The following is a 24,482-nucleotide window of genomic DNA, read 5'->3' on the forward strand; positions in this document are numbered from 1 at the left end:
GTCAGGTTGTTGGTCAGCGAATGGTTTTGAATACTCGATTTGCGGAAAAAGACTAGGAGTACGCCAGGAACAGAGGAGGAAATGTCTGATGGAACGCAGTACGTTAATCGCACTCGAAAAACACATATACGCCATTCATCTCGAATTGGACGGCATTGCACGCTTGATCACCAAACAATTGTTACATCTCAGTCAAGTAGCGGGCTCAGTCGAACATTTTCGACGGATGAGCTTTGATCTCTACAAAAAGCGGGAAACACTGGACCGGATCGCACCACAGGTCTTGTACGAGACGGCACTTGATTACGAAGATTTTTTGGAAGAAGAGTTTGATAATGTCCCTGCTTCATGGGCATTGTCCACAGACGAAGCCGAGGCGCTGGATCAATTATGGTGGTTCGAGTTTTTCCGGATTCAAGCCGAAATGGAAGACTGGCTGAGCTTGTACTTGATCCGGCGGATTCGGGAGGACATCCGTTACGTCCCTCCGGTCATCGAAAAAAATGCCTACGCACTCTCCGACGACGCCCGGCATGTCTTCTGGCGTCTGTTGCAACGGTCGGTCGCCAAACCGTCCTCGAAAATCAAGGCCAATCAACTTTCCTGCCGGATGGGAATTACAGAAATCGCCCGTTATGCCCGCTTTAGCCTGGAGCGGACGCAGCTCGCGATCGAAGAGCTGACGGCACGAGGCATCATCTCGATCGAAGAAGACGATGAAAAATTGAAGTTACGTGTCCGCCTTCAAGTGATTTAAACCGATGAACCGTTCAATCATCCGTTCGTCGTGACGGGCGGAAGGGCCAATCCAGATGAGATGTCCCGGACTCTTCGATTCAATGAACTGGGCATGGGGAATGGCGCGTCGTGCATACAGCGCATGTTCAAACGGAACCGCCCGGTCTGCCTTCGAATGGACGATCAAGACCGGACATGTGATGTCACGTAACGTCTGGCGCTCAATCTGTTGGGTCAAGTCAAACAGGACACCCCGTCCCGGACCATTCTGAAGCCCGACTTGATAAAGCAGCTCCTCGTCAGCCCCGTTTAATTGGAGCCGGATGTCTTCCCGTTGCAAGAGACTGGTCATCTCGACCATCCGCACGGAGGCTTCTTGCGGGAATTTGATCAACTTATCTTTGACATAGTGCCACAACAGCTGCTGGATGAGTTGTAAAGGGCGTTGTAACAACGGTTGAATGAGCCACGCCTGATAGGGTAAGGAGATCTGGTGCGTCATTGCGCAGGCCAGGACAAGGGAACGTACGGCGGGATTGTTGCTTGCGAGCGCCAGAGCAGTCGGTCCGCCGGCCGAGATGCCGTAAACGGTATATTGTGTAATGTGGCGTGACGCCATCCAGCCTTGATAAAAGGCTGCCAGTTCTGCCGGAGACGCCGCCAATTGGAGCGGCGTTTTTCCATATCCGGGACGAGACGGGACGATTACCCGATACCCCGCTTCGATCAATCGTTCGACATGATACACTTCCCGGTAATCGGACTGGGTCCCGTGAATCAACAGGACAACCGGACCGGTTCCGCTGTCCCGATAATCAAATTGTTGGTCGTTCCAATCGGCGATATGCTGCATCCAAATTCTCCTATCTCTTAAATTTTTCCAAATTATTGTTAATCTTCTTTCCTAATTAAGGTATAATCCAATTATAATCAAACATCTTACAGATAGGAAATGAGGATGCCCTGTGCCTAATGAAAAATTATCCAATCGTGACCGGTTATTAGCGGTCCGTGACATTTTTGAACAATATTCGGATGAAGAAGAGACATTGACGTTGGAAGAATTGAGTACGGAGCTGTCGAAGCGGGGACTGATCGAAAAACTGTCCCGCAAGTCGCTGAAAGAAGACATTGCGGCGCTGGCCAAATCCGGCTTTGACATCGTCGCCGAGGAAACCAAAAACGGGTTGGCGATTCCATACCATCTTGTCAGTCGTCCGTTTGAGTACCATCACCTGCGCCTGTTGGTTGATGCGATCGCCAGTGCGAAGTTCATTTCCGAGAGCGAAACGCAGATTCTCGTTCGTAACATCCATTCCTTGACGAGTAAGCGACTGGCGGAAACACTGAATCCGGTCATCCATACCGTCAAGAAACCAAAAGGCGTCATCCCGTTTTCGATCGACACCATCCAAAAAGCAATCATTGATCAGGATATCATCCGCTTCCAGTACCAAGGGAAGTTCAACGAGCGGACACGGAAGTTCGAATTGCGTAAAGACGGTGATTATTACTTCGTGACACCGGCGCATCTGATCGTCGACAACGGCAATTATTATCTAATCGGTCGGGATGAACGGGTTGAACAAATCCGGACTTACCGCGTCGACCGGATCGTCAACTGCAGTGTCTTTGAACCCGCCCAGACACCAGTGCATGTCGAACCAACCTATTTGAGTAACATGTTTAATATGTATGGAGGGGAGAATGAACAGTTGACCTTGAAGTTCCATGAAAGTGTCATGCCGACGGTCGTTGATCGTTTTGGAACGGACATTCGTTGCCGTCGGATCGAGGACGATTGGTTTGAAGTCAAGGTCAGTGCCTTATTCTCCCTAGGATTCATGATGTGGTTGATTCAATTCGCGGAGCAGGCTGAAATTCTGGAACCGGTCGAATGCCGAGAAGCCTTTAAGGTAAAAGTGACTGAACTGGCGAAAGTGTATCAAACACGGTCCATCGCGCATTAAATCGAGTGGGAACGGATTCAACAGGAAAGAGACTGTCATCTGACAAAACAGATGCCGGTCTTTTTTGTCGTTTTTTGTCGTATATTCATATTTGAATATTTTTAGCCGTTTTTTCCGACTACCATTAAGGATATCTTATCTTTTCGTAGGAGGGACCGCATGCAACACATGGAAAAACCACGGATGGGAAGCTTTATTGCTGGGGTATCGTACCTCCTCTTTATTTGCTTGTCCTATACGACATGGTACTTATTATCAATTTTTGGGTTTAATCTCATCTTCAGTTCCGAATTACTCCTGTCAATGGACTTGGTAGTGTTTGGTTTCAGTCCTTTGTTTGCACTGGGAATCACGATGTTCTCCTTGAGCGTGCTGAAGCGTCACGGTCAACCGAAATTTGCGCCGTACATATTGCTTGTCTATAGTGTCGCGACCAGCGTCTTGATTTATTACTCTGTCATCTACTCGATTTTACCGCGCATCTAACGAGGCTTGCATGGGCTTGTCATTTGGAATATGCTACGTGTATAGCATTCATTTGAGGAGGGGATACGATGAATACACAGTATATCCTAGACTGGATGCCGCTTGTTCTTCCAGTCGCTGCCATCGTCTTTATTGTCATCATTGCGCGTAAAGCATCGAAGATCGATGCAGATAAATAAAAGACTCTTCTTCGGAGTTGTTTCAGGCTGAAGAAAAGGTGCACTCTCTCTTAACGAGAAGGAGGGCACTTTTTTTATTTGTCTCAACGCCGTACTGGGATCAGTAGCGCGTCGCTACAAGTGTCTTCTTGATGCCTGACACACCATATAAAAGACCCGAACACCTGAAAGGGATCATCCTCTCAGACGTTTAGGTCTTTTGGTTAATCGAGTTGTTTCGTCGGGGCCAGGACGATTTCCCGGATGTTGACATGTTGTGGCTGCTCGAAGGCGAACAGGACCGTATCGGCGACGACTTGCGGATCCAGCATTCCAATCCTCGACGCGATTTGCGACTGGGGTCTTGCGACAACACCGCGGAATCAATTGATGCGTACTTTATGCGACGAAGCCCCTGCTCGGTGAGCAAGGGCTTTTGTCAGCGTTCGATTTGTTCCCGTACTAACCGGCGGAAGGTCTGAATATCATAAGCCGGTTCACTCGGACTGAACTCGATCCCGTCAATCAAACGGGCATTGTGCAACGCATCAGGGAACTCGATGCGCGATAACCACTCAAACGTCGTCTCCTCATGACGCCGCGGGAAGGCTTGTTCGAGCTGCGATGCGATCTTTAACAGCGGATGATGACTGTGACGCTTCGGAGCACGCGCACGCGTCTGTTTTGGACGCTGGACGGTTTGTTCCAGCTCGATGTGTACGACTTGCCGTTTCCGGATGACGTAGAGCGTGACAGCGGCGAGGATCACCGTCACGATGACGAGCACGACCCAGATCCAATTGGATGTACCGGCGTCGACTGTCGAGCGTCCGACGTTTTGAACACCTTTGATGTTTTCGAGCCCCATCGCTTTGTTCGTCATCTGATCGGCCTCTCGTCCGATCGGTTCCGTCCAGAGAAACAGTGACCCGAACGCTTCGAATATCGGACGAATCCAGCTCGTGACGGAACCGAACAACGCTTCCTTCATAAAGCGGAACATCCCTGCAAGAATTAGCCCTCCGCCCAGCATCAGAGCAATCGTTGGGAAGATTCTCCGCCATTCCGTCATGTACGTAACGACGAATGGATAGGCGACGACAAGGAATAAGAGTACCAAGGCGCCCGGCGGCGGTATCATTCCGGGGAAGAGAATCATCATGATACCAATCACGAGGGCACTCACCGCATAGCGCCAGACAGACTCGACCGTATCAAGAAACGCTGTCCACGTGACGAAGACGAGCGCCAGGACACTTGCGGCCGGAGAAAGAAAGAACAACAGTCCAGCTGCGAGTAGCTGGAGACCAATCCGCAACGGACGATGCGGCACGAAGGCAAGAGCCGGAAAGGCGAGAGCTGCATACAGCGGAACCGGTAATAAACTTGCAAGGAATATCCACCAGAGAATCATGCGCTCACCCCTTTCTGTCGATGACCGAGATGGATCTCCGCCGTCGTCGACGGAACGCTGCGCTGCAATCGTTTCGTGAAATAGCGCCGCTCAAGCGGTAAATCGTATTCCGAAATCCGTGCCAGACATTCCATCGTTCGCAGGAATTGATGTTTTCCTGTACCGGACGGAACATGGTACCACTGACCGGATCGATTGACCATCGAGATCCAGAGGCTGTAAGATGCCCCTTGTTTCTCGAGCTCTCGGATGATCGTCGCGGCTCTGGACAGCAGTTTCTCGAAGTCGGAGCGAAGCGCGAGTCCGTCTGCTGACAGTCCATCAACGATCACGGCATAATCATGGTTTCGCTTCCGGTCATATTGATAGGAATAGAGTTCGTTCGTCTTCGCATAAGCGGACCAATAGATGGATTTCGCATCTCCGGAGTAGGGAACGACGGAGTGAAAGCTTGACCGGTCCGTGAACGGGCTGGATCGATCAATCGTCTCACCAGGAATCATCTGCTCGTTCCATTCTACAGAAGCGGGGGCAAAGTCAGGAAAGACATGCCCGAGTTCCTGAATGTCTTGTGTCACATAGACCGTCATCAGATGAAACGGGTCTGAAATCATGACGTCAAACGATTGGATGCGGATCGTTCCTCGGTGGGCAGCGAGGACATCAATTGAAAACGGGACAACCGACTGTTTCCCGACATACAAGTGTTGACGCCAAAACTGACTGCTTGCTTCCGCAATCTGAATCTGATCCCCAAGCAAACCGGAAACTGTGATTCGCCCGAGCGGCAACTTCGTCGTATTCGTCAATTCGAAGGGAATCTGGATTTCTTCATCCCGGAAAGCGCGGACGGTCTCAAGAAGACGAACTTGAATCCGCTTTGCCAGATATTCGAGATAAAGCGGCATCAACCAGCCGTATAACGTATAAGCGAGCAATATGGCTGCAATCCAGACGGAGCCATATAATCCGATGATTAATCCAGTTGCCCCCGTCAACACTAGGATGACCATATGAAAGGATTTTGGTGTGATCAATTGCATGCTTACACCTCAGTCGGTACAGTCAGCGAATCAAGTACCTGCTGGACAAGTCGTTCGTTCGACAGCTTCAGCGTCGCTTCAAGTGTCAGGACGAGTCGGTGGGCAAGCAGCGGGGCAGCGAGGTGCTTCACGTCTTCTGGTGTGACGTATGTCCGCTCCTGCATCCACGCACGTGCTTTTGCTGCTTTCAAGAGCGCAAGCGTCGCCCGGGGGCTTGGTCCAATCTCAACGTCACGATGCGCACGGAGAGCATCACAGACGTCGAGTAAGTAGTTTTCAACGCTGTCCTCGATTGAGACGGCGACGACTTCTTCCTTCCAGTCGTTGAGTTGCTCGAGCGGGACTTGAAGTTCAGCTGCTGTGAGATGGACGCCCCGTAATAATGCTTTTTCCGCCTGACGCGTAAGGGGGGCGAACGAGAGCTTAAACAAGAAGCGGTCAAGCTGGGCGTGCGGCAGTGGAAATGTTCCTTGTCCATCAAACGGGTTCTGTGTCGCAATGACAAGAAAGTGTTGCGGTAACGTATAGGATGTATCCCCAATCGTCACTTGGGCTTCAGCCATCGCCTCGAGTAACGCCGATTGTGTCCGCGGTGTCGTCCGGTTGATCTCATCGACGAGGACGATGTTCGCAAAAAGAGGACCGAATCGTTGTTCGAACGAGCCCGTGAGCGGATTGAACAGTTCCATTCCAAGCAGATCAGTTGGTAACGTATCCGCCGTACATTGAACACGCGAGAATTTCGCTTCAAGTGTCTGTGCGAGTGCCTTGGCCAGTGTCGTTTTCCCTGTTCCCGGCCGATCTTCGAGCAGAATATGTCCTTCAGCAAGCAAACCCATCAACAAATGGTCAATCACATCGTCCTGACCTAAGACCGATTGTTTAAGTGATGTACGTAATGTTTGAAACATGGATGATTCCCCCTTTAAGATGCATCGTATTTCTAAAGTGTACGAAAATTCAGAAAAAACTACCAGTGGTTTTCCTGAAACCGCCCTAAAGAATACGTCTATTTTCTATACTACCAGTTTCATCCAAAAGTTTCGCAGAATATCAAAAAAATTGAAAAAATCTGAGAGGACTTCTGCACACGGTTGTTTGCTTATACACCGTTCGCAACAAAAATCATTGCCGGAACTGAACGAAATCCCCTCAGACGTTAGAGGGGGTGTGTTCATTCTTCAAAAAGATCATCCATCAACGCGGTGATCTCTTTTTTTTGTGCGTTCGTCTCATCACGTAAGATGCGGATTGAACGACCGGTCCAATCGAGTCGATCGCCAATCGTCGCCTGACGCGGCAAGCGACTTTTCGGCAACGTGATCGTCTCACGTTCGTCTGTCTCGCAAATCGCTAAATCGTCTTCAAAATCCGATAGAGTGAGCCGCATCTGTTTCACCTCCGCGTTCGATTATTCCGGCCGTAAGTCGGTCCGGTTCGATTCCTTAATGCCATTACCCGTTGAGATATACTGGATCGTTCCGTTTTTGTCTGTTCGATCAACCGTAATCCGTTCCGTCTTCAATTCTTGTAAGACAGATGGGCGTGGATGACGGTAGGCGTTGTCCTTGCCAGCTGAGATCAATGCCCGCTTCGGATCAACGGCTTGTAAGAAGGGCAGGGAGGACGATGTTTCCGCTCCGTGATGTCCAAGCTTCAGGACATCGGCACTTAGATCCTCATTTGATTCGAGGAGTTGTTGCTCGGTCCGGATCGGTGCGTCGCCCATGAAGAGAAAACGATCCTGTCCGTTCTCGACCCGGAGAACAGCGCTCCAGCTGTTGAGATCCTGTGTACCGTCGGTGACGGGTGCAAGAAAAATGAAACGTGCGGCCTCACTTGGAATCGTTAGACCGGCTTTGACCGGCTTGATGGTCACGCCTTCTCGTTTGACGGCAAGCAGGAAGTCGCGGTACGTCTCCGTCGTATGGGTGACGCGCGGCGCGTAGACACTGTCGACCTCAAAGGCATCGAGGACGGTATCGAGCCCTCCGATATGATCGGCGTCCGGATGCGTCGCGACGACCGCGGTTAATCGTTTCACGCCGAGTTGTTGCAGGTAGCGGACGACATCTTCTCCTTTGCCGTTGTTCCCGCCATCGATCAGGATCGCGTCATCTTTCGTCCGGATGAACGTACTATCCCCTTGACCGACATCAAAGCCGTAGACCTCCATCTGGCCTGCCGTCGGGGCAGGGGGCGACTCTTCATTCCGTGTCGTATAGAAGATGACAATCAAGCAGAGGGCAAGTAAAAGGGTTGATCCCCATTTCAACATGTCGGTTCCTCTTTTTCAAATAGGTAAAGCATGCCGTTACGCGGATGACCGAACCGTGGTCCGCGATAACCGCGACGCTTCAAGGCAGCGCGCATCAGAATCATCATTCCGCCGTGGCCGACGAGTAAGACCCGCTCATCGTCTTCGAACATCAATTGATTCAAAAGAACCTCGATTCGTTCGTTTGCATCCTTGATCTCGGCTTGAATCCGTTTACTAAACGGTGCCGCAATACGTCCAAGCACCGCCCAACCCAGGAATGGAAGTCGCAGATTCGACCGAATCGCCGGAAACGGCACTTCCCGTAATAGATCAGTCACGATGATCTCTTTGTCATAAACGCTCCGTGCCGTCTGGACAGCGCGCGGCATGCTGCTGGCATAACAGACGGTCCAATCGATCTGACCGAGCTCTACAGGCTGGATATCGATGTCTGACGTATCGTAACGTTCAATCCACTTTTCAATGTCACTGGCGCTGATCCAGCCTTTCGTCGGGTATCCTTCCGTCACCCGATGATGTCTCACTAATCCGATTTTTTTCATGGTTCATGCGACGGTCAAGACCGTCTCCCTCACTTTCATTCATCGTTTTACAATGCGACTCGGATGGCGAGTCCGCACAAAATTGCTCCTAAAATACTGAGCAAGCTCCCGATGATGTAATATTCCGCAAAACGGCGATCTTCAAACTGTTTAAAACGGGCAAGTGCCTTCAAGGCGATGACGAATCCGATCGCCCCGGTGGCGTTCGTGACGACGAGCAGGGTGATGATCGCCCGTTCGACGAGACCGATATATCGTCCGATGCCGTTCAGTTCCGTCGTATAGCTGCGGGCAGAATCTTCGACTTCATGCGTAACGGTCCGTGAGACCCCATCGAGTTGCTCTTTACGTGTCACTTTCCGTTCAAAATGCGCTTCGATCAACCTTGGAGCAAACGGGGCGAGCATCAAAGCGATTCCATGTCCGAGTAACTCTGTCGTCACTAAACTAAAGCAAAGGATCCAAAGTACTTGCTCCGGCCGTGAGAAGGTCAACGACCAGTCGAGTGGCACGAAAATCCAGGTCAAGGCGATGATCGCACCGATATGTAAGGCTTGATCAATCCAGTAGGCAGGCGCTTGCTGGACGCGGCGCTTGAGCGGGGAGGCATCGAGTAGGGCGTGAAACAAAAGGATACTTCCTCCAAGCAATCCGGCGACCTCTAACGGCAGCGTACCTCGCAAGACAAAAAACGTTAATACAAACAGCATGAGAATGCCGTGGACGGCGATGTGACGGAATAAAATCCGTCGGTTCCGGTGTTTATGCGTTGCCATTCGTTTCGTTTGCAACGGAAAATCGGCCAGGAGATGGATGAACAAAAGGCTCAGTAAGACGGTCACCGAATCGCCTCCCAAACTTGGAATTGTTCCAGTGCCTGCGTCAATGCTGCTTCGAGACGCTTCCGTTGTTTGCGCTGCGAGCGGGAGACGAGTTTTGCGACATTTGCCCGGGCATCCTGTTCCTTGAATCCCATCCGGCGCCCGATTTCTTCATACGTATCATCCGGATATTGATCCATCAATTGATGAAGTTCGATTTGCCGGTCCGTCTTCCCAAAATACGCCGGATAAAGCATCTCGAAATAACCGTTCAGCAGGGCGGTCGGCAGATAAGGGGGACCAGCAAAGGCAATCCGTGACGGAAGCGTCTTTGCCTGCTCCTGTGCCTCGAAGGCATGGATGATCGCACTTCCATTTGCTTCTTCTGCCTTTATTGTCGACATCGTCTCATATTGACCGAAGCCGATCCCGATATATCCCGTCAGCTCCTGATTCAATAACTTCAGGATGACCGGATAACTGACCGGATAATCTGCGAATACAGCCAATAAGCTGTCACCGGATTTGATCTGGAAAGGCACGATACTTGTTGGAAATGCCGTGTTCATATCGTCTGCCAGTGTCCGGAGCGTCTGCAATAAGGCTTCTTTGCTCGAATAATCGCGGGAGCCTTTGACATCAAACGATAAGGCAACAGCTTGCATAACATGTCCTCCTGTCTATATGTTACCGAAATCATGGCAACATGTTGTTTGTTACCGTTAAAAGGGTAACATTTACGGTGTTACTGTTATTAGAGTAACAAAAAAGAACGTGGAAGACCATCAGGACGATGGACTGATTTTTATAGCGACAGGGGGAGACGGTAAAACAGACTAAAGGATCATTTTTTTGTTCAAGTTAACATAACATATATTATCACTAGTTATAATATCTTGTCTCATATCTAAGGTAAACTCAATATAGTGAGACAAAACAAAAAAACACGGTGTTATCCGTGTTTTCGGCAATCATAATGTTGGCTCCGTTCTAAACGATGAATCAACCGGTCTAAGAAAATATGATGGCGGCGTTCGAGCTGTGTGATCCGTTCCAGCGGCAACCACGCGAAATGGAAAAAATCACCGCAATCTTGACCGTCACCAGCAACACAATGCGTCCAACGATTTTCCTGACATTCGATATGTGCGTGGTAAAAATACGTGTAATGAACCCGCATTCGTTCCGGATACCGCATTTCCTCTTCGCCGACGTATTGGACGGTTGCGAGCGAAAGACCGCTCTCTTCCAGTGTTTCCCGTACAGCCGCTTCTTTGGCGATTTCAGCGTCTTCGATGGTACCGGCAGGAATTTGCCAATCACTGTCTGGAGCTGATTGCGGATGAAATACAAGTAGTTCCCATCCCTCTGGTTGTTCCCGTGTGATATAGATTGCTACTTTTTCGCGTCTTCTGAATTTCATCTTCATCACCTCTCCAGTTCGGCAGATTGTACAAAAGCAGCCGAGGAACATGTCCGTAGCTGCTTGATGAAAGAGATATAAGCTAAAGCTCCGAACTGCCCGCTCCACGTTTTTGTGGCGATCATGCCTTGACCATTTTCTTTTATTGTAGCGGTTATCGACAATCGTTTCAATTTGTAAACGACTGAATTGCTGATAATTCGAAGAAAAGTCTGAAAAAGATGCCGGAATGGGCGCTGGAAAGCCAGAAACGAACAGCAATCGGCGAGTTTTCACCCAATTGAACAAAAAAAGATGCCCCTCGTTTAAAATGAGGGGCATCTGACCATCAAACGGTATACCAATCGATCAAGGCACCGAATTTCTCTTCATCGTACGCAAACGAGCCGTTCGACAAGCGATCCAGATAAGACAAGGATTGGACTTGAATCGTCTTTTCTTGCTCTTTTCCGATCAAGATGACTTCTTTTGCTTGGGTGACATCGATCAAAGCCGCAACTTGGTGAGGTTTTGATTTTAAATCACGCAGCAGCTGTGTCCCGCGTAAGGCGCGATTCGAAACTTGGAACTGGTCGGCAAGACGCATTTTCTTCAGTGCGCCCCGCTGCGTCAAGAGGACGATGTTCGGCGCTTGTTTGAAGCCGATCGCCCCTGCGACGACATCCTGGTCCCGCAGATTGATTGCTTTCACACCAGCCGCCCGGACACCTACGACCGGGACATCGTCTTCCGTGAACCAGAGACCAAATCCATGCTGGGTCGTTAAGAACAATTGCTCTTGTCCGGTAGAAACCTTCGCATACAAGACTTCGTCATCGGACCGTAACCGGACACCTTGGAGCGGTTTTGATTTCCGCTGGGCGTTGTAATCACTCAGCTTCGAGCGTTTAACCATTCCTTGACGCGTGACGAACAGGCAGTGCGATGTTTCATCAAACGTCCGGACGAGATCGACGGATAAAATCCGGTCGCCCGGATCAAGTGGAACGAGATTGGCGACGTGTTGTCCCCCATCTTTCCACTTCGTATCCGGCAACTGGTGGACCGGAATCAAGAGATAGTTCCCTTGGACCGTCCAAACGATGACATGATCCGTCGTCATGGCTTGTCCTTGATACAGCAGGCGATCCTGCTCTTTCATCTCCGGCAAGTCGTTGGTCGCTCCGAATGAACGCATCGAAGACCGCTTGATATAGCCGTTTTTCGAGACGAAGATCATCGTTTCTTCGACCGCGATCATGACTTCCGTCTTCAGTTTCAACTCTTCGACTTCCGCTTCGACCGTCGAACGCCGGTTATCCGCAACCTGCTCTTTCAAGACAGTCAGTTCTTTAATGATCAAGCGGTTTCGCGTTTTTTCGTCGTTGAGAATCTTTTCGAGACGGGTGATTTCTTTTTCGAGCTTCGCGGCTTCATCCTGTAATTCGACGATATCGGTGTTCGTTAACCGGTACAACTGAAGCATGACGACGGCTTCCGCTTGGCGGTCCGTGAACTGGAACCGCTCGATCAGCTTGTCTTTTGCTTCCGATTTGTTGGATGCGGAACGAATCAAAGCAAGTGTCTCATCGAGGACAGAAATCGCCGTCATCAAAGCAGAGACAACCTCTTGGCGGCGTTTCGCCTGCTCAAGATCAAATGTCGTGCGTCGGATGACCACATCCTTGACGTGGCTGAGATAGGCGTCAAGTAAGGCCAGAACGCCCATCTGACGCGGTGTCCGCTCGTGAATCGCCACCATGTTATAGTTGTAGGCGATTTGCAGATCGGTCTGCTTCAGGTAGAAATGGAGCACCCCTTCGGCATCCGCTTCTTTTTTCAGTTCGATGACGACGCGGAGTCCGTCACGGTCCGTCTCATCGCGCACTTCCGCGACTCCTTCGACTTTGCGGTCGAGGCGGAGTTCTTCCATCCGTTTGACGAGGTTGGCTTTGTTGACTTCATACGGCAGTTCCGTGATGATGATTTGCTGGCGTCCGCCGCGTAACGTTTCGATCGTCGCCCGCGAGCGGATGATGACTTTCCCGCGACCGGTTTCGAACGCTTTTTTAATCCCGTCGAGCCCTTGGACGACTCCGCCGGTCGGGAAATCGGGTCCTTGCATGTGGGTCAATAAATCATCGACGGTATGCACGGTTCCGGAGATCCGGCCGATCGCAGCGTCAAGCACTTCGCCTGCATGATGGGGCGGGATTTCCGTCGCATACCCCGCTGAGATCCCGGTCGACCCGTTCATCAAGAGATTGGGTAAAAGGGACGGCAATACAAGCGGCTCCTCTGTCGTATCATCAAAGTTCAGCGTGTAATCGACGGTCTGTTTATTGATGCCGTCGAGAATCAAGCTCGAGACTTTGGACAAACGGGCTTCCGTATACCGCATCGCTGCCGCACTGTCGCCGTCGATCGAGCCGTTGTTTCCTTGCATGTCGACTAACGGATACCGGAGTTTCCACTCCTGGCTCAGACGGACCATCGCTTCATACACCGATGAATCCCCGTGCGGGTGGTAGTTACCGATGACGACGCCGACTGTTTTGGCGGATTTTCGGTAGGCGCGGTCAAACAAGTTGCCTTCCGTATGCATCGCGTACAAGATACGGCGTTGAACCGGTTTCAACCCGTCGCGGGCGTCCGGTAAGGCACGGTCTTGGATGATGTATTTCGAATAACGTCCGAACCGGTCCCCGACGACTTGCTCGAGGGACAGGTTAAGGATGTTTTGCAGGTTAGACATATCAGTTCACACTCTCTTTCGTCACATGTTCATTTTCAATGATCGAGAGGTCTTCCGTCAGCCCAAACGCTACATTGTCTTCAATCCAGCTTCGGCGGTGTCCGACGTTATCGCCCATCAGGACAGATACACGTTTTTCAGCGACAGCTGCATCATCGATCGTGACACGAATCAACGTCCGTGTATCCGGATCCATCGTCGTTTCCCAAAGTTGTGGTGCATTCATCTCACCCAGTCCTTTGTAACGCTGGATCATATACCCTTTGCCGAACTTTTTCGTTGTTTTGGCAAGGGTTTCTTCGTCCCAGACGTACTCGAACTTCTCGGATTTGCCCTTCCCTTTCGAGACGCGGTAGAGCGGGGGCAAGGCGACGAAAACTTTTCCGGCATCGATCAACGGACGCATGTAACGGAAGAAGAACGTCAATAACAAGACTTGGATATGCGCCCCGTCCGTATCGGCATCCGTCATGATGATGACTTTGTCGAAGTTGCAATCGGACAGGTCAAAATCTGCTCCGACGCCGCTCCCGATTGCGTGGATGATCATATTGATCTCTTCATTTTTCATGATGTCGGCGAGCTTCGCTTTCTCCGTGTTCAGGACTTTCCCGCGTAACGGTAAAATCGCTTGGAACGTCCGGTTGCGTCCCTGTTTCGCCGAACCGCCGGCAGAATCCCCCTCGACGAGGAATAATTCGTTTTTCTCGGCGTTTTTTGACGCGGCCGGTGTCAGTTTCCCGTTCAGGATGCTCGAACGTTTCTTTTTCTTGCCGTTCCGGGCTTCTTCGCGGGCTTTACGCGCGGCTTCCCGGGCCTGAGCGGCGCGGATCGCTTTTTTGATCAGGAGTGTCGCGGTTTGTGGGTTTTCCTCGAGATACGTCGACAAGCGGCGTGTAATGACGGCGTCACAGCTCGTCCGGGCTTCCGGAGAACCAAGTTTTGATTTCGTTTGTCCTTCGAACTGCAGGAATTCTTCCGGAATCCGAATCGACACGATCATCGTCAATCCTTCGCGGATATCGTTGCCATCAAGGTTTTTATCTTTTTCCTTGAGCAGCGTGTTTTTGCGGGCATACTCGTTCATCACCCGAGTCATCGCCGTTTTGGCACCGACTTCGTGGGTTCCGCCGTCCCGCGTCCGGACGTTGTTGACAAACGACAGGACGTTTTCCGAATAGGCATCCGTGAACTGGAACGCGATATCGACTTCGATGTCATTTTCCGTTCCTTCAAAGGCGACTGTCGGATGTAACGTATCTTTGTCGTCGTTTAAATAGCCGACGAATTCGCTGACTCCGTCTTCGTATTGGAACGTGTCCGCTTTTTCCGACCGTTCATCGGTCAGTGTGATTTTTAATCCTTTCAACAGGAAGGCCGATTCACGCAGGCGTTCCGCTAACGTATCGTAATTGTATGTCAATGTGCTGAAGATTTTTCCGTCCGGTTTGAAATAGACGCTTGTTCCTTTTTGACGGGTCGTTCCCGTTTCGAGCAAGGTCGTTTTCGGAATTCCCCCGTCTTCGAACGTTTGCTCAAACTGTTTCCCGTCGCGGTAAATCGTGACTTTTAGCTGCGTCGACAGAGCGTTGACAACAGATGCCCCGACACCGTGCAATCCGCCCGATGTTTTATAACCGCCTTGACCAAATTTTCCGCCGGCATGAAGCACCGTGAAGATGACTTCTGCTGTCGGTTTTCCGGAAGCGTGCATCCCGGTCGGCATACCGCGTCCGTGGTCACGGACGGTAATTGCGTTATCTTTATGGATGATGACATCAATCTGTTCCCCGAATCCGGCCAGTGCCTCATCAATCGCATTATCAACGATCTCATACACCAAATGGTGGAGTCCGCGATGATCGGTCGAGCCGATATACATACCCGGGCGCTTCCGGACTGCTTCGAGTCCTTCGAGCACCTGTATGGCATCATCATTATAATTGTTTAAATCTGTCGCCATGTTTTTCACCTCAAATAGAAAAACGTCGAATATTCCAAACGTTCGTTCGTTTTTCTAGTAGTCTGTATCTAATTGTAGGCATCTTCTTGCTATCTGACAAGGATAATCTAGAAAACAAGAAAAAAAGACACCTACTGTCAAGGAGTAGATGTCTTGTCGAATCACGATCACAAGTACTGGTGTTCAATTTTAATACAACGATTTTCAATGTATGGAATACCGGCCCCGAGCGCTAAACTTTCTGCTTCGACACTCGATAACCCGAGTTGATTCCAAATCATGCCGACGTCACCGTGTGCGACGGCATCTTTGGCGACGTCCGCCAGGAATTCCGAACGACGGAAGACATCGACGATATCGATATGTCCCGGGATGCTGGCGACACTCGGATACACTTTCTGACCATTCCATTCGTTTAAGGTCGGATTGACCGGAATGACTTCGTAACCGTGCTGGACCAGGTAGTCCGCGATCCAGTTGGCCGTTTTGCCGGAGTCGCTCGAAACACCGACGACCGCAATTCGTTTTGCGTCTTTTAACAATTTACGTGCTTGTTGATCTGAAATCATGTTATGTCCCCCTCGTGTTAAATACAGGATAGTCTTAGACTATATACCCCATTCGATTTGGATTAAGCCTCGAAACGGGCACATTCGCAACGTCCGAAACCGGGAATCGACTAAAACGCCCTGTACGAAATCGAGACGACCAACTCCCTGTCGGAAGGAAGTTCGCTGCAACTGAGAGCGAATTCGGAACTTTCGATTTGTTCACGTTATTTGGTTGACATAATAATATTATTGTCTTTACTAGTGTTGAAAAGAAGTGTTTGATCATTTGCATCGAGTCGAATGGTTACCTGTCTCAATCAATTTCGCTGCAACTGAGCGCTCCCTGTCTGACAATTTAACGTTGCGTGAAATAACTATTTCACGCAAACTAGTGTACCGTCTACCAACGTTTGGTATAGTAGTAACAGAGAGGGGATAGAATGATGAGTTTGTTTAAAAACCTAGGAAAAACGGTAAAACCGACACCCCTTCCCGCCCATACGATGGATCTTCCGGGTTATGTCCGGATGCCGGATTTCATCCGGTCCTATATCGACCATTTGGCGTCGAAGAATTTCTCGAAAGCGACGATGCGGCGGTATGTCTACGATTTTGATTCGTTTTTTCAGTTCGTTGCGGAAGCGTCGGGAGAAGCGATTCAGGCGCGGGATATCACGCAGGACGCGTTTCTTGAAATTGACGGGTCCGGGATTGCCGCTTATGCGGAATACTTAGCGTTAACAAAACAAAACGCCCCGAGCGTTATCAATCGGAAACTGTCAGCACTTCAATCCCTGTTCCGGCATTTGATCGATATCGGTGTCCTGTCGGAAAATCCGGTCGCGAAAATCAATCGTCCGAAACAGGCGAAGCGGGATCCGGTTTACTTAACGAAACGCGAATGGGACGAACTGATGCAACTGTTGCCGTCGAACGTCGAGATGAATGCCCGGGAAGCCGCCCATTATGAGCGGGATCGCGTTCGGGACGTCACCTTGTTTCAGTTGCTCGGGTACAGCGGGATGCGGCTCAGTGAAATGACGCAATTGACGTGGAGTGCCATCGATTTTCACGAAGGGACGATTCGGGTCATTGGGAAAGGCAACAAGGAACGGGTCATTCCGCTCGCGAAGCCGGTCCGGGTCGCCTTACGGAAATACGCCGCGCATTACAGTCTGACGATGCGGGGAGCAGAACCGATTTTTCAGAAACAAGGCAAATCGCTCAGTCCCCGGGCGGTCCAACATATCTTAAAGCGCCACGTCGACCGTCTGCGTCCTGTTTTGCCGTTTTTGGAGCGGAAACAGATCACACCGCACAAATTACGGCATACATTCGCGACGCGCCTGGCGACCGGCGGGGTCGATGTCTTGACGATTCAACAATTGCTCGGACACGAGTCGGTTGCGACGACGCAGGTCTATGCCCATATCGGTGATCAAGAGAAAAAACGGGCGATTGAATTATTTGATAGTGAACGATAATTGTATTATGTCACCTACATCCTAAGGAAAGGAGCAACGGGATGAATTATGGACTAAGTGAACGAAAAATCAAACAAATGTCGGATACCTATGCTTTCCGTCGCGGCAAACGGTATGTCGCCGCTAAAAAAGTCACGCTGCGAAACTACCAATCCGGGGACTTGCTCGTCGAAGCCGCCGTTCAAGGCGAAGACCTGTTCACCGTTACCGTCCGCGTCAAGGAACACGGCGTGGATGCCGGCTGCAACTGTCCGTCACTTGCGATGGATCAATCGTTTTGCGGACATATCGTTGCCGTGCTGTTAGCGATGCATCATGTGCAAGTCTACGGCACTCCTGGCGGAAAGCAATCATTGATCCGTCCGTTTGCGACGACGCGGCAGACCGAAGATGCCGCGGTGACGGCTTATTTGCACACATTACGCAAAACGGAACGGGCGAAAATCAGGTTTGATGTCAGCGGTTCGGCGATTGTGATGGAAAGCATCACGGCGCAACAACGTTTTATCATCAGTCCGATGTATTTTGACCGACTTTTACAAAGGCGTGACCACTTACGGAATCTGGCCGACGTCTGGCTCAGTCCCCCGCTCAAACAACGGCTCGTCAGCGGTCCGCCGACGGTCGAGCTGGCGCTGGACCGGGAAGCTGCTGGACTTGAACTGCTTGTGACGTTTAGCTATCAAGGGGTTCGGATTAATCCGTTGCAAGAGACAGATTGGCTGGGGCGCGATGTGTCGCTCGAAGGGGCCGTCCTCCGCTACGTGACGGAGAGTGGTTTCCTGGAGCGGAACGGTCGCTACCGGTTAGAGGAAGAAGCGGCGGAATATCAATTTCTGAAAGGTTTGCTCGATCCCCGTGTCGTTTACGGTGAACTCGTCGTTCAAGTGACGGAAAGTATCCGCCAATCCTTACCGAACGGACCATTCCATCCGCGGATCGATGTCGACACGACGGACCGCCTGGATTGGTTAACCTTCCGCTTTTCCATGGACGGGATTCCGGAAATGGAACTGAAACAGGTCTTGCAGTCGCTTGTCACCCGGAAAACGTATCACCGGTTAAAGAACGGTCAGTTTGTCTCGTTTGAGACCCGGGCGTTTGAACAGTTACAACGCGTCTTTCGGCAACTCGAAGCAGCAGAGCAGGATCAACTTGAAGCGGTGTTGCGCGCGCCGGCTCTGCCGAACCTCAAACACCTGGTCGGTGCCTCCTTCTTGCATGTCCATAAACAATTAACAGAACGGTGGCTCGAGCTGAAAAACGGAACGGGTGTCTACCTGAACTTCCCGGAAGTACTCGACCGCCACTTGTATCCATATCAGCGGGCAGGGATCCAGTTCATGGCGAATCTCGCCGGACATGACGGGCACGGGATTTTAGCGGATGAGATGGGGCTCGGGAAAACGATTCAGGCGATTGGGTATCTCGAGACGCTGCCGCCGGGACGGGTCTTAATTGTCGCCCCGGCCTCCCTGCTCCATAACTGGCAGGCGGAACTCACGCGATTTGCCCCGACGAGAACGGTCCATCTGTTGACCGGAGCGCGAAAGCACCGCTTGGACCAAATCGAGACAGTACCAGCGGACGGGATTTTTCTGATTTCCTACCCCTCGTTACGAGCCGACATGGAGGCACACCAGACCGTCGAATACGACGTCGTCATTTTTGATGAGGCACAACATCTGAAGAGTCCGGCGTCACAAACCGCTGTCCGCTTGCGCCGGATTCGGGCGAAACGTCGGTTTGCCTTGACCGGAACGCCGCTTGAAAACCGGACCGATGATCTCTGGTCGATTTTCCGGGTCATCTTCCCCTCCTTGCTGCCGGACTTACAGACGTTTCAAACGTGGTCGCATGACGAGATCAAACGATTCATCCGTCCGTTTCTGATGCGGCGGACCAAAGATGAGGTGTTGCAGGATTTACCGAAGAAGCAGATTGTCCATCACTATACAGACCTTGGCCCGACACAGAAAAAGCTTTATGCCTCCTACTTATCTAAACTGCAACTGGAGACGTTGCGTCATTTGGATGAAACGAAACGTGAAGACCGGATCAAGTTGCTCGCCGGTTTGACCCGCTTACGGCAGATTTGCTGTGATCCGGCGTTGTTTGTCGAAGATTATACAGGCGAATCGACAAAGCTCGAACGTCTGCTGACGTTAATCGAGGAAAAATTAGCCGCCGGACACCGGATCCTGATTTTTTCCCAGTATACGAAGATGCTGACCCGGATTCGGGAACGACTGGCAGCACGACAACGTGCCCACTTTCTACTGACGGGTGAGACACCGGTTGAAGACCGGGTCGCACTGTGTGACCGGTTTAATGCCGGTGAAGTCGATCTCTTCCTGATTTCCTTGAAGGCCGGCGGGACCGGTCTGAATCTGGCGACGGCAGATACCGTCATTTTATACGACAGTTGGTGGAATCCGGCCGTCGAGCAACAAGCGGCTGACCGGGCCCATCGATTGGGGCAAGAGTCGCCGGTCGAAGTGATCAAGCTGTTGATGACCGGGACGATCGAGGAAAAGATGGCGGAATTACAAGATCGTAAAGCGACGATGATTGATGCCGTCCTATCGGATCAGAAACCGGATGTTTTAACGATTCGCGAACTCGTCCGTCTGCTCGATTCCCCCTCTTTTGTTGATTCGGCAGGTGATTAATCATACAAATCAAAGAAACTCTTAAAAAAATGAAGGGCCTTCAATCGCTTGTCTATCAACAGGTTTGAAGGTCTTTCGACAATCAAATTTAGAAAAAAAGGTTTTAAGTTTTGAAAGACAGGGGTATATCTACATTAGCACCGTACAACACGGTCGCTTTTCAATTATTGTTTCTCAATATCAGCGTAATGACCTGGGAGAGAAATGCTACTTACTCACTTCGTTTTTCATTTCTGAATGAAATCCAGTTGAACTAGCATTTACCGCATGAATTTCTGTTGGAACCTGTTGTTCCACTCCTACATTCATTACCTTTTGAGGGCTATACCAAATTCAAGGGGGAAATGAACATGTCAGTAACATTAAAAGTAGAAGAACGCGAAGTACGCCCACGCTCACTTAGAAAGCAATTACGTCATGAAGGAAAAGCTCTTGGTGTCGTGTATGGTTACAAAGTGGAAAGCACACCGATTTCATTCGACGAAAAAGAATTGGTCAAAGTTGTCCGCGAACACGGCGAAAACGTCTTGGTCGCTCTCCAAATCGGCGGTAAAAAGGTCAACACGTTGATCAATAAGCTCGATATGGACATCTTTACACCAACAATCAAACACGTTGAATTCATCGCTGTTAAAATGGATGAAGAAACAGAAGTCGAGACGGATATCGTCCTCGTCGGCGAAGCAGCTGGCGCGAAACTTGGCGGATTCCTTTCACAAACACTCTTTAAAGTAACAGTTGCCGCAACACCAGATAAATTACCGGAACGCATCGAAGTGGATGTAACGGAACTTGCAATCGGAGATTCAATTACAGTCGCTGATCTTCCGGAAGAAAAAGATTTCCGTGTCGTCACTGAAGGTGACATTCAAATTGCAGCGGTCGTTGAATCGACACTGGAAGCTGAACTTGAAGAAATCGAAGAAGCAGAAGCTGAGGCACAAGCAGCTGATGCGGATACAACGACAGACGATTCAGAACAAACGTCTGAAGAGCAAGCTGAAGAAAACAAAGAAGATAAAGAGTAATCTTTTCTCCCCTCCCCTCGTGGGAGGTTTTTTTTATGCATATTGACAAGTCACGGCGACAGCCGTACAGTGAAGAAGGTATACATCATTGACACATCCACTAGGGGAGCCCACTCGGCTGAGACGATTTACTTCGGACCCTTTGAACCTGATCTAGTTCATACTAGCGTAGGAAAGTGGAGCGGAATCCTCGTGCTCTTTTTCTGCACCCTGCAGGTGACACGACCGCTCTCTTTTCATAGAGGGCGGTCTTTTTTGTGGTTTCTTCGTGGGTGTGCATTCAAAGGAGAAGTGATTATGAACAGTTGGAAAATGAAAGAAATCATCGTCATGATGATGCTCGCCGTGGCTTGTGGTGTTCTCTACTTAGGATGGTCGACGTTATGGTTGCCGATCTCGGCCATCTTCGGACCGGTCGGAGCAAACTGGATGTTCGGCATCTGGGTCATCGCCAGTCCCCTTGTCGCCTACATCATTCAAAAACCGGGCGCAGCATTGATTGCAGAAGTCGTCGCTGCTGCCGTCGAATTGTTTACAGGGAGTCACTTCGGCTTATCGGCACTGTTGATTGGATTTGCACAGGGAATCGGAGCCGAGATCGCCTTTGCCGTGTTCGGCTACCGGACGTTTAATACGTTCACCTTGATGTTGTCCGGTGTTTTTGCCGCCGTCGGAAGTATGGTCTACAGCCTCATCGTGAATGGATTTGCCTATTATACGACGACAACACTGCTGTTGACGTTTTCCCTGCAACTCGTCAGCGGAGCATTGCTCGGCGGATTGCTCGCCAAAATAATCGTCGACGCGCTCGTTAAAACCGGGACACTGAACGGTTATGCGATCGGACGGCAACGAAAGCAGCGTGCCGCATGATGCAGTGCGCGCACCTGTCCGTCCGTTATCCAGATCAGGATTCTCCGGTCTTACACGACTTGTCGATCACGATTCAAAAAGGAGAAACGACCTTGCTCGTCGGTCCAAGCGGCAGCGGCAAGACGACCTTTTTACACGTTCTTGCCGGTCTGTTGCCGGACACGATTGAAGCAGATGTCACCGGTCACTGGTCGACCGAGGGAACGGTCGGGATTTTGTTCCAACAGCCGGACGATCAGTTTTGTATGCAGACGGTCGGAGCGGAAATCGCCTTTAGTCTCGAGAATCGGCAGATTGCCCGCAGTGAGATGGAGGAACGCATCCCGTTGCTGCTGGCGCGGGTCGGACTTGATCTTGCCTTGACGACACCGATTGCCGAATTGTCCGGCGGGATGAAGCAACGGCTCGCGTTGGCCTGTGTCCTCGCCCTTGAACCGGATATCTTATTACTGGACGAACCGACGGCACAACTCGACCCGAGTGGTCAACGGACGATGATGCACCTGATTGAAGAATTGCACCGTGATCCTGACTTGACGCTCGTTCTGATCGAACATCAGATCGATCAGTGCGTGACGTTTGCCGACCGGGTACTTGTCTTTGAAAGCGGTCGCTTGTTGCTTGATGACACGCCATATGACGTGTTTCATCAACAGCGGGATGTGATGACGGCGCTTGGCATTGCGATGCCGCTCCTCTATCCTTACGGACTGGAGACCTTACCGGAACTGTCCGGACAAGCCTGTCATCTGAAGAAACGTCCGGTTGAACGTCGAGCGGTTGGAACGGAGCGGACATTTGAGCTGACGCGGGTCCGTGTCAAACGAGGGAAACGGACGATTCTTAACGATTTTTCATGGACGACCTTTTCCGGTCAATGGATCATGCTCGTCGGACGCAACGGGGCTGGAAAAAGCACGGTCCTTGAGACACTGGCGAAATTGCTCCCGTCCCAAGGCGATATCCGCTTATTCGACACCCCGCTTCGAAAATGGTCGGACCGGACGTATTACCAACAAGTCGGCTTTGTTTTTCAACAACCGGACTTCCAGTTTCTTAAACAGACGGTCACGGACGAACTTGCCATCAGCTGTGCTACCTTTGATCCGGAACGGGTCCAGACGGCCTTGCGTCACTATCGACTGACCGATGTCGCGGATCAGTCTCCCCTCGCGCTCAGTCTCGGACAAAAAAGACGGTTGAGTGTCGCAACGATGTTACTGGAACGAAAAGCTGTTTTGTTGCTCGATGAACCGACCTTTGGACAAGACGCGGAGACGACGGCACATATCATCGACGTGTTGCATCAAGCCCGGGAGGCAGGAACGACCGTGATCATGGTGACGCACGACATGGAGCTGGTCCACCGTTACGCCGACCGTGTCGTCGTCATCGGCGAGGAACGGGTCCAGTTTGACGGGACGCCGCTGGAGTTGTTTCAGGAAGAAGCACTTTTGGAACAAAATCAACTGTTTCGTCCGGTATCGTTTCTGTATCAACAACTCGAGGAGGTGAAACACCGTGCAGGAAAACGACACACCGCTCGCGCGTATTAATCCGGCGGTCAAGCTCGGAATGCTCCTCTATGTGATGGTGTTGCTGATTACGACGTCGAGTCTGCAGGTGACGTTTGCTTTAACGGTACTTGCTGCCGTCGGGGTCTGCAGTTCCGGTTGGCGTTTGCCGATGCTCCTTCTGCGCTTGGTTCCCTATGGTGTCTTGTTTTTGTTGACGTTTTGGATGATGGCGGCATTTGGCAAAGGCAGCGCCGAACTTTGGACGTTCGGCTGGTTTCGGATTACGGAAGAAAGTCTCGATCACGCCTGGTTGATTGCGACCCGGATGCTTGCGTTTGTCTTCTTGAGCTTGACGTTCGTTGCGACGACCGATCCGACACGGTTCGTCATGAGCCTGATTCATCAGTGCCGCCTGCCGGTCCGTCTGGCCTACGGTTTTTTAGCCGGCCTTCGCTTTATTCCGATCTTTCGGCAAGCGATCCGGACCATTCGTCAAGCCCGACGTGTCCGCCGGCAACGGTCGATCTGGCCGTGGCAAACGTTTTTTGCCATCAGCTTGCCGCTCTTTACGACGAGCATCATCCGGTCGGAGCAGATTGCGATTGCGATGGAAGCGCGACAGTTCCAAACGAACCGGACGTATTATGTCCGACCGATCGTCACCCGCTTCGATCTGTTGTTTTTTGGTCTCGTCAGCAGCATCGCGACGTCGCTTCGTCTTTTTGTCTGACCGGCACAAGATTACTTCCTGCTACATCAGGGAAATACCATCTCAGGTGTAAAG

At 50.9% G+C, this 24,482-nt stretch carries 22 protein-coding genes and 1 riboswitch; of the genes, 9 read left to right on the forward strand and 13 right to left on the reverse strand.

The genetic code is table 11. The annotated features are described in order from the left end of the window. Window positions 1-88 precede the first annotated feature (88 nt). A complete protein-coding gene (locus P397_RS0108445; RefSeq protein WP_028106179.1) occupies window positions 89-757 on the forward strand; it encodes a hypothetical protein in 669 nt (222 codons plus the stop codon). On the opposite strand, the gene P397_RS0108450 is transcribed toward P397_RS0108445, so the two are convergent. Next, window positions 731-1,591 (reverse strand): alpha/beta fold hydrolase, encoded by an 861-nt coding sequence (locus P397_RS0108450; RefSeq protein WP_028106180.1) that lies wholly within the window; start codon window positions 1,589-1,591, stop codon window positions 731-733. The two genes, P397_RS0108445 and P397_RS0108450, sit on opposite strands and share 27 nt — an antisense overlap. Before the next feature lie 112 nt (window positions 1,592-1,703). Between P397_RS0108450 and P397_RS0108455 the strand changes: the two genes are divergently transcribed. Both P397_RS0108455 and P397_RS0108460 read left to right on the forward strand, forming a co-directional pair. Next, on the forward strand, window positions 1,704-2,708 hold the full coding sequence (locus tag P397_RS0108455; protein WP_028106181.1) for a helix-turn-helix transcriptional regulator: 1,005 nt from the start codon (window positions 1,704-1,706) through the stop codon (window positions 2,706-2,708). Window positions 2,709-2,867: 159 nt separating this feature from the next. After that, window positions 2,868-3,194, forward strand: a complete 327-nt coding sequence (locus tag P397_RS0108460; RefSeq protein WP_026832868.1) for a hypothetical protein — start codon at window positions 2,868-2,870, stop codon at window positions 3,192-3,194. Window positions 3,195-3,791: 597 nt separating this feature from the next. Here P397_RS0108460 and P397_RS0108475 read toward each other — a convergent pair. The 12 genes from P397_RS0108475 to P397_RS0108530 all read right to left on the reverse strand — a co-directional run bounded on the left by P397_RS0108475 (window position 3,792) and on the right by P397_RS0108530 (window position 16,142). Continuing rightward, window positions 3,792-4,766 carry a hypothetical protein gene (locus P397_RS0108475; RefSeq protein WP_028106182.1) on the reverse strand — a complete coding sequence of 325 codons (975 nt, stop codon included), beginning with the start codon at window positions 4,764-4,766 and terminating at the stop codon, window positions 3,792-3,794. Beyond that, window positions 4,763-5,809 carry a DUF58 domain-containing protein gene (locus P397_RS0108480; RefSeq protein ID WP_026832870.1) on the reverse strand — a complete coding sequence of 349 codons (1,047 nt, stop codon included), beginning with the start codon at window positions 5,807-5,809 and terminating at the stop codon, window positions 4,763-4,765. Before P397_RS0108480 ends, P397_RS0108475 begins: the two co-directional genes overlap by 4 nt. A 2-nt stretch (window positions 5,810-5,811) precedes the next feature. Continuing rightward, a complete protein-coding gene (locus tag P397_RS0108485; RefSeq protein ID WP_028106183.1) occupies window positions 5,812-6,720 on the reverse strand; it encodes an AAA family ATPase in 909 nt (302 codons plus the stop codon). Window positions 6,721-6,983: 263 nt separating this feature from the next. Then, complete coding sequence (locus P397_RS0108490) at window positions 6,984-7,199, reverse strand: DUF3006 domain-containing protein (protein ID WP_028106184.1); 216 nt, start codon at window positions 7,197-7,199, stop codon at window positions 6,984-6,986. A 21-nt stretch (window positions 7,200-7,220) separates the two neighbouring features. Next, on the reverse strand, window positions 7,221-8,084 hold the full coding sequence (locus P397_RS0108495; RefSeq protein WP_028106185.1) for a ComEC/Rec2 family competence protein: 864 nt from the start codon (window positions 8,082-8,084) through the stop codon (window positions 7,221-7,223). Beyond that, entirely contained in the window at window positions 8,081-8,599 is a 519-nt protein-coding gene (locus P397_RS0108500) for a histidine phosphatase family protein (RefSeq protein WP_235183958.1), read from the reverse strand. Before P397_RS0108500 ends, P397_RS0108495 begins: the two co-directional genes overlap by 4 nt. Before the next feature lie 80 nt (window positions 8,600-8,679). Then, window positions 8,680-9,474, reverse strand: a complete 795-nt coding sequence (locus P397_RS0108505) for a DUF3307 domain-containing protein (protein WP_028106187.1) — start codon at window positions 9,472-9,474, stop codon at window positions 8,680-8,682. Further along, window positions 9,471-10,118: a hypothetical protein gene (locus P397_RS0108510; protein WP_028106188.1), complete on the reverse strand. Its 648-nt coding sequence runs from the start codon at window positions 10,116-10,118 to the stop codon at window positions 9,471-9,473. Before P397_RS0108510 ends, P397_RS0108505 begins: the two co-directional genes overlap by 4 nt. A 287-nt stretch (window positions 10,119-10,405) precedes the next feature. Next, entirely contained in the window at window positions 10,406-10,876 is a 471-nt protein-coding gene (locus P397_RS0108515) for an NUDIX domain-containing protein (protein ID WP_233550645.1), read from the reverse strand. A gap of 328 nt (window positions 10,877-11,204) precedes the next feature. Then, complete coding sequence (gene parC / locus P397_RS0108520) at window positions 11,205-13,610, reverse strand: DNA topoisomerase IV subunit A (RefSeq protein ID WP_028106189.1); 2,406 nt, start codon at window positions 13,608-13,610, stop codon at window positions 11,205-11,207. Between the two features lies 1 nt (window position 13,611). Then, window positions 13,612-15,573, reverse strand: a complete 1,962-nt coding sequence (gene parE / locus P397_RS0108525; RefSeq protein WP_026832880.1) for a DNA topoisomerase IV subunit B — start codon at window positions 15,571-15,573, stop codon at window positions 13,612-13,614. Window positions 15,574-15,740: 167 nt separating this feature from the next. Continuing rightward, window positions 15,741-16,142: a CoA-binding protein gene (locus P397_RS0108530; protein ID WP_012370464.1), complete on the reverse strand. Its 402-nt coding sequence runs from the start codon at window positions 16,140-16,142 to the stop codon at window positions 15,741-15,743. A 425-nt stretch (window positions 16,143-16,567) separates the two neighbouring features. On the opposite strand from P397_RS0108530, the gene P397_RS0108535 reads away from it, so the two are divergent. From P397_RS0108535 to P397_RS0108560, 6 genes are all read left to right on the forward strand, one after another. Further along, window positions 16,568-17,608 carry a tyrosine-type recombinase/integrase gene (locus tag P397_RS0108535; RefSeq protein WP_235183959.1) on the forward strand — a complete coding sequence of 347 codons (1,041 nt, stop codon included), beginning with the start codon at window positions 16,568-16,570 and terminating at the stop codon, window positions 17,606-17,608. Window positions 17,609-17,649: 41 nt separating this feature from the next. After that, on the forward strand, window positions 17,650-20,280 hold the full coding sequence (locus P397_RS0108540; protein WP_028106191.1) for a DEAD/DEAH box helicase: 2,631 nt from the start codon (window positions 17,650-17,652) through the stop codon (window positions 20,278-20,280). Between the two features lie 350 nt (window positions 20,281-20,630). After that, a complete protein-coding gene (locus P397_RS0108545; protein WP_028106192.1) occupies window positions 20,631-21,308 on the forward strand; it encodes a 50S ribosomal protein L25/general stress protein Ctc in 678 nt (225 codons plus the stop codon). A gap of 92 nt (window positions 21,309-21,400) precedes the next feature. After that, window positions 21,401-21,500: riboswitch (TPP riboswitch) on the forward strand. A 105-nt stretch (window positions 21,501-21,605) separates the two neighbouring features. After that, window positions 21,606-22,181 (forward strand): ECF transporter S component, encoded by a 576-nt coding sequence (locus tag P397_RS0108550; protein ID WP_028106193.1) that lies wholly within the window; start codon window positions 21,606-21,608, stop codon window positions 22,179-22,181. Beyond that, on the forward strand, window positions 22,178-23,737 hold the full coding sequence (locus P397_RS17200; RefSeq protein ID WP_235183960.1) for an ABC transporter ATP-binding protein: 1,560 nt from the start codon (window positions 22,178-22,180) through the stop codon (window positions 23,735-23,737). Before P397_RS0108550 ends, P397_RS17200 begins: the two co-directional genes overlap by 4 nt. Next, window positions 23,703-24,428, forward strand: coding sequence for an energy-coupling factor transporter transmembrane component T family protein (locus P397_RS0108560; RefSeq protein WP_028106194.1), 726 nt, complete (start codon window positions 23,703-23,705; stop codon window positions 24,426-24,428). The genes P397_RS17200 and P397_RS0108560 overlap by 35 nt, the downstream gene beginning before the upstream one ends. Window positions 24,429-24,482: the final 54 nt, after the last annotated feature.

The sequence above is a fragment of the Exiguobacterium undae DSM 14481 genome (assembly GCF_000620805.1).
Lineage (GTDB): Bacteria > Bacillota > Bacilli > Exiguobacteriales > Exiguobacteriaceae > Exiguobacterium_A > Exiguobacterium_A undae.

What these genes read in the sequence shown, in the direction of transcription:
- P397_RS0108445 (WP_028106179.1), top strand. Translation starts at nt 89, where the DNA reads ATGGAACGCAGTACGTTAATCGCACTCGAAAAACACATATACGCCATT.
- P397_RS0108480 (WP_026832870.1), bottom strand. Translation starts at nt 5,809, where the DNA reads ATGCAATTGATCACACCAAAATCCTTTCATATGGTCATCCTAGTGTTG.
- parE (WP_026832880.1), bottom strand. Translation starts at nt 15,573, where the DNA reads ATGGCGACAGATTTAAACAATTATAATGATGATGCCATACAGGTGCTC.
- P397_RS0108550 (WP_028106193.1), top strand. Translation starts at nt 21,606, where the DNA reads ATGAACAGTTGGAAAATGAAAGAAATCATCGTCATGATGATGCTCGCC.
- P397_RS0108535 (WP_235183959.1), top strand. Translation starts at nt 16,568, where the DNA reads ATGAGTTTGTTTAAAAACCTAGGAAAAACGGTAAAACCGACACCCCTT.
- parC (WP_028106189.1), bottom strand. Translation starts at nt 13,610, where the DNA reads ATGTCTAACCTGCAAAACATCCTTAACCTGTCCCTCGAGCAAGTCGTC.
- P397_RS0108485 (WP_028106183.1), bottom strand. Translation starts at nt 6,720, where the DNA reads ATGTTTCAAACATTACGTACATCACTTAAACAATCGGTCTTAGGTCAG.
- P397_RS0108545 (WP_028106192.1), top strand. Translation starts at nt 20,631, where the DNA reads ATGTCAGTAACATTAAAAGTAGAAGAACGCGAAGTACGCCCACGCTCA.
- P397_RS0108510 (WP_028106188.1), bottom strand. Translation starts at nt 10,118, where the DNA reads ATGCAAGCTGTTGCCTTATCGTTTGATGTCAAAGGCTCCCGCGATTAT.
- P397_RS0108490 (WP_028106184.1), bottom strand. Translation starts at nt 7,199, where the DNA reads ATGCGGCTCACTCTATCGGATTTTGAAGACGATTTAGCGATTTGCGAG.
- P397_RS17200 (WP_235183960.1), top strand. Translation starts at nt 22,178, where the DNA reads ATGATGCAGTGCGCGCACCTGTCCGTCCGTTATCCAGATCAGGATTCT.
- P397_RS0108515 (WP_233550645.1), bottom strand. Translation starts at nt 10,876, where the DNA reads ATGAAATTCAGAAGACGCGAAAAAGTAGCAATCTATATCACACGGGAA.
- P397_RS0108460 (WP_026832868.1), top strand. Translation starts at nt 2,868, where the DNA reads ATGCAACACATGGAAAAACCACGGATGGGAAGCTTTATTGCTGGGGTA.
- P397_RS0108475 (WP_028106182.1), bottom strand. Translation starts at nt 4,766, where the DNA reads ATGATTCTCTGGTGGATATTCCTTGCAAGTTTATTACCGGTTCCGCTG.
- P397_RS0108530 (WP_012370464.1), bottom strand. Translation starts at nt 16,142, where the DNA reads ATGATTTCAGATCAACAAGCACGTAAATTGTTAAAAGACGCAAAACGA.
- P397_RS0108450 (WP_028106180.1), bottom strand. Translation starts at nt 1,591, where the DNA reads ATGCAGCATATCGCCGATTGGAACGACCAACAATTTGATTATCGGGAC.
- P397_RS0108540 (WP_028106191.1), top strand. Translation starts at nt 17,650, where the DNA reads ATGAATTATGGACTAAGTGAACGAAAAATCAAACAAATGTCGGATACC.